Raw genomic sequence first — 5,005 nt, 5'->3', positions numbered from 1 at the left:
CGCCCCGGCTCCGCGCGCGGCGGCCCCGGGGCGCGCGGCGCCTCGCGCTGGACGCCGTGGCTCTACCTCGCGCCCGCCCTCGTGGTGATGGCCGCGCTGCTCGTCTACCCGATCTACCAACTCGGTCTGATCTCGTTCCTGGAGTACACCCAGGCCCAGGTCAGCGGCGGCGAGCCGGCCACCTTCCAGGGCTTCGCCAACTACACCGAACTCTTCAACGACCGCCAGTTCTGGGACGTGCTGGTCGCCACCCTGGTCTTCGCCGCGGTCTGCGTGGTGTCCACGCTGGCGGTCGGCTGCGCGCTGGCCGTGCTGCTGACCCGCATCCGCGCGGTGCCCAGGCTCGCGCTGATGCTGGCCGCACTCGGCGCCTGGGCCACCCCCGCCATCACCGGCTCCACCGTCTGGGTCTTCCTCTTCGACCCCGACTTCGGCCCGATCAACAAGATGCTGGTGTGGTGCGGCCTGTCCGGCTTCGAGGACTTCTCCTGGACCTACGACCGCTACAGCGCCTTCGCACTCGTCCTCTTCGAGGTCGTGTGGTGCTCGTTCCCGCTGGTCATGGTCACCGTGTACGCGGGCATCAAGTCCATCCCCAGCGAGGTGCTGGAAGCCGCGTCGCTCGACGGCGCCTCGCAGTGGCGCACCTGGCGCAGCATCATGGCGCCGATGCTGCGGCCCATCCTCATCGTGGTCACCATCCAGTCCATCATCTGGGACTTCAAGGTGTTCACGCAGATCTACGTGATGACCAACGGCGGCGGCATCGCCGGCCAGAACCTGGTGCTGAACGTCTACGCGTACCAGAAGGCGTTCGCTTCCTCGCAATACAGCCTCGGCTCCGCGATCGGCATCGTCATGCTGCTGATCCTGCTCGCCGTCACGCTGATCTATCTGCGGCTGCTGCGCAGGCAAGGAGAAGAGCTGTGAGCGTTTCGTCCGCGAGCCCCTCGTCCGCGGGCGCCGCCACCGACCAGACCGCATCCGTCAGCAAGGACACCGGCCGGAAGGGCACAGACGGGAAGGGCACAGGGGGGAAGGGCGCAGGGGGCAAGGGCAAAGGCGGTGGGCGCGGCCGGCGGTTGCGCATCCGTCGGCCGTGGCGGCTGGTCGCCGAGGCGTCCGCGCTGCTGATCGCCGCGGTGGTCGCCTTCCCGCTGTACTGGATGGTGCTCTCCGCCTTCAAGCCGGCGAACGAGGTGCAGTCGTCCCACCCGAGGCCGTGGACGTTCAACCCCTCGCTCGACGCCTTCCGGCGCGTCTTCGACCAGCAGGACTTCGGCCGCTACTTCCTCAACAGCCTCATCGTCGCCGGCACCGTGGTCATCGCGTCCGCGCTGATCGCCTTCCTCGCGGCGACCGCTGTCACCCGCTTCAAGTTCAAGCTGCGCACCACCGTGCTGATCATGTTCCTGGTGGCGCAGATGGTGCCGGTCGAGGCGCTGACCATCCCGATGTTCTTCCTCATGCGGGACCTGGGCGACAGCGTGCCGGGGATCGGGCTCAACACGCTGGGCTCGCTGATCCTGCCGCACATCGCGTTCTCGCTGCCGTTCGCCATCTGGATGCTGCGCGGCTTCGTGAAGGCCGTGCCCGAGTCGCTGGAGGAGGCCGCCTACCTGGACGGGGCGAGCCGCACCCGCTTCCTGTGGCAGATCCTGTTCCCGCTGGTGCTGCCCGGGCTCATCGCCACCAGCGTGTTCTCCTTCATCTCCACCTGGAACGACTTCCTGTTCGCCAAGTCCTTCATCATCAGCGCGACCGAGAACTCCACGCTGCCGATGGCCCTCCTGGTGTTCTTCAAGGACGAGGGCAACGACTGGGGCGGCATCATGGCGGCCTCCACGATCATGACCATCCCGGTGTTGATCTTCTTCATCCTCGTCCAACGCCGCCTGGTCTCGGGGCTCGGCGGTGCGGTGAAGGATTAGGACGTGTTGCTGCCGGGCACGTGCGGCTGGGGGCGCACGGCCCCGCCGCCGCAGGGCCGCCGTGTCGGTGCAGCCGGGCTGTGCCGGGCCGGGCTCCGACAGGGCGGCTTCGGTGCGTGTGCGTGAGGCCGGTGGGCGAAGTGGCCCGCCGGCCCTCGCGCGCGTGCGTGGGCGCGTAGGACTGACTGACTGTAGGGCTGGCTGACACGGGGTCTGGGTGGGTGCGGGGCGGCGGCCCCTCGCGCGCGTGCGCGCGGGTTGCGCGCAATCCGTTACGTGCTCCGTTACGTGCTCCGTGCAGTCCGCCAGTCCGCGCCTGCCGCGTGCAAGCCCCGTACGCCGCGTAAGACCAGCCCTCAGGCCGCGTAGGACCAACCCCGCGCACGGGGAGAGAGTCCGGTCCCCCCGCGCGGGGAGAGACCAGCGCCCCGCGGGGAGACGGGGGAGACGGGCGGGTGACCTCGTCCCGTGGAGCGTCCGGACGTCACTCGGGCGTCACTCGCCCGTACGGTCGGCGCCGCCGCCCGGTTGGTCGGTGCCGTGCGGGGCGGCCCGTGCGGGAGGGTGCGGCGCCGCTCGTCGCGGTGGGCGCGCCGCCGCGGCCCGTGCCCCCGATCGTGTGAGTCCCACAGCAAGCGGAGCGCGCTCCTCCGGCCGGCTGGAACGGTGGTCCCCGTGTCACGGTACGAGCGGCGTCACGTTTCGCGAAGGGGGACAAACCGCCAGCACGTGGTGAGCGGCCGGAAGTTCGGCCAAAGCGGACCATGCGCACCTGTGGGGCGGAACCCCGGTTCGTGGACCCTCGCGGCGGTGGGCGGGCGATGTGTGCCAGAGTTGCCACGTCCAGGCCGTCAGCACGTACCGTACGGCGAGCAGCCAGGACACCGGGGACCGGGGAAGGGGCATCTGGTTGACCACGCACGTTCCGCAGGCGGCGCACACCGTGACGCTGCCGGGCTCGCTCGACGAGGCCGTGGCGGCGTTGACCGCCGTGCCCGCGGCCGTGCCCGTCGCGGGCGGTACCGATCTGATGGCGGCCGTCAACTCCGGGCTGCTGCGGCCCGCGGCGCTGGTCGGCCTCGGCCGGATCAGTGAGATCCGCGGCTGGCAGTACCAGGACGGGCACGCCCTGCTCGGCGCCGGCCTCACCCACGCCCGCATGGGCCGCCCCGACTTCGCCGCGCTCATCCCGGCGCTGGCCACTGCGGCGCGCTCCGCGGGCCCGCCGCAGATCCGCAACGCCGGCACCCTCGGCGGCAACGTGGTCAGCAGCGCGCCCACCGGCGACGCGCTGCCCGTGCTCGCCGCCCTGGAAGCCACCCTCGTCATCGTCGGCCCGGACGGCAGCCGGCAGGTCCCGGTCAGCCACCTGTTGGCCGGCGTGGAGATGCTGCGACCGGGCGAGCTGGTCGGCTTCGTGCGGGTGCCGCTGCTGCACGCGCCGCAGGTCTTCCTCAAGGCCACCGGGCGCACCGGCCCCGGGCGGGCCGTCGCCTCGGTCGCCGTGGTGCTCGACCCGGCGCGCCGCCAGGTGCGCTGCGCGGTGGGCGCCGTCGCCCCCATGCCGCTGCGCCCGTTGGACGCCGAAGGCTGGGTCGCCTCGCTGATCGACTGGGACGGCGCGCGCGAACTCGCCCCCGACGCCTGCGCCGCCTTCGGCGACTACGTGGCAGCCGCCTGCATCCCCGACCCGCCGGCGCCCGACGACGCCGACGGGGCGCCACCCGCCCTGCCGCCGGCCGCCCTGCACCTGCGGCGTACGGTGGCGATCCTGGCCCGCCGAGCTCTGGGGAGGGCGCTCGCATGACCGCAGACCACCATTCGCGCGGTTCCGGCCACCAGGCCGGGCCCGAGGCCGAGCCGCGCCCCGCGGACGGGCAGGAGCACGGCGCGCCCGAGGCGCACCCGGCGCCCGGCACCCCGCCCGCCCCGGCCTTCCACGGCTGGCAGCCGATCCCGAGCAGCCCGGAGTACGACGCGGAGGGCACCGCCTTCGTGCAGCTCCCGCCCGAGTTGGCCGACCCGTCGGCGCCGCTGCCGCAGGGTTGGGACCCGCTGGCCGCCCCCGGCACCGGCTACACGCCGCCGCCCGGCGCGCACTGGCACCCCCAGCAGCCGGCCGACGGCGAACACGGCCAGGGCGGGCAGCCGTACGCCAGCCCGTACGACCTGCCGCAGGGCCAGCACGGCGGGCAGCACGGCGACCCGTACGCGGACCAGCACGGCGGGGCGCCGCTGGCACCGGGCGCCGGCGGCGGTCCGACCGGCACCGGCCAGTGGTCGCTGCCCGGCGGCGAGGACGCGGCGCCCGGCGCCGAAGCGCAGGCCACCGGCCAGTGGTCGATCCCGTTCGCGCCCGACGACGGGCCCGACGAGGTGGGCGAGTTCCGGCTCGGCGAGCACGGCCCGACCGGCTACGGCGCGGGCCAGGGCGCGCGTCGCGGCGACACGCTCGGCCACGGCCAGCCGTACGCCGACCAGGGCGCGCCCGCGCCGCACGAGGACACCCTCGGCGATCCGCAGGCCCAGCCGCTCGACCCGCAGACGACCCCCGAGTGGCCGGTGCCGTCCGCACTCGGCGGGACCGGCCAGTGGACCCTGCCGACCGTCGGCGACGAGGGGCTCGACGAGACCGGCGAGTACACGATGAGCGCCTACCGGTACGGGCTGCCGCCGTACCCGGACGCCCCCCGCGCCGACGCGGGCCGGCCGGCCGAGCAGGGCGCGCAGCCGACCGACCCCGAACTGCCCGACCACGGCCCGTACGCCGACGGCCCCGACTTCCCGGCGGGCCCCGGCGCGGCGGAGTACGGCCACGGCGTCGACGCCGACCCGTACGCGACGCCCGGCTACCCGACGACGGACGGCCCGGAGCCGCCGCACGCGGGGCTGCCGCAGACCGACGCGTCCGGTGCGGCAGTTCGGCCGCCGCCGGGGTTTGCGCCCGCCGCACAGCCCCCCGCCGTCGCCGACGAGCCCGCGCCCCGCTCGCGCGCCCGCCGCCGGGCCACCCGTAAGGCCACCGCCCCGGCCGGCGCCCCGCAGGCCACCGCGCCCGCCGAGGCCGCGACCGT

Annotated in this window: 3 protein-coding genes and 1 pseudogene; all 4 read left to right on the top strand. The window is 74.2% G+C overall.

Features of this window, described 5'->3' with window-relative positions:
* On the top strand, positions 1–930 hold a 930-nt coding region (locus AAHZ94_RS28315), incomplete at its 5' end, for a carbohydrate ABC transporter permease (RefSeq protein ID WP_349996394.1).
* A gap of 152 nt (positions 931–1,082) precedes the next feature.
* A complete protein-coding gene (locus AAHZ94_RS28310; protein ID WP_349996396.1) occupies positions 1,083–1,931 on the top strand; it encodes a carbohydrate ABC transporter permease in 849 nt (282 codons plus the stop codon).
* A gap of 910 nt (positions 1,932–2,841) precedes the next feature.
* Positions 2,842–3,738 (top strand): FAD binding domain-containing protein, encoded by an 897-nt coding sequence (locus AAHZ94_RS28305; RefSeq protein WP_349996392.1) that lies wholly within the window; start codon positions 2,842–2,844, stop codon positions 3,736–3,738.
* A pseudogene (locus AAHZ94_RS28300) lies at positions 3,735–5,005 on the top strand (hypothetical protein); the annotation flags it as partial. The gene AAHZ94_RS28305 and the pseudogene AAHZ94_RS28300, both read left to right, overlap by 4 nt.

Source organism: Streptomyces sp. HSW2009, from assembly GCF_040240285.1.
Taxonomy (GTDB): domain Bacteria; phylum Actinomycetota; class Actinomycetes; order Streptomycetales; family Streptomycetaceae; genus Streptomyces.
This window is presented reverse-complemented; position numbering and strand designations above follow the sequence as displayed.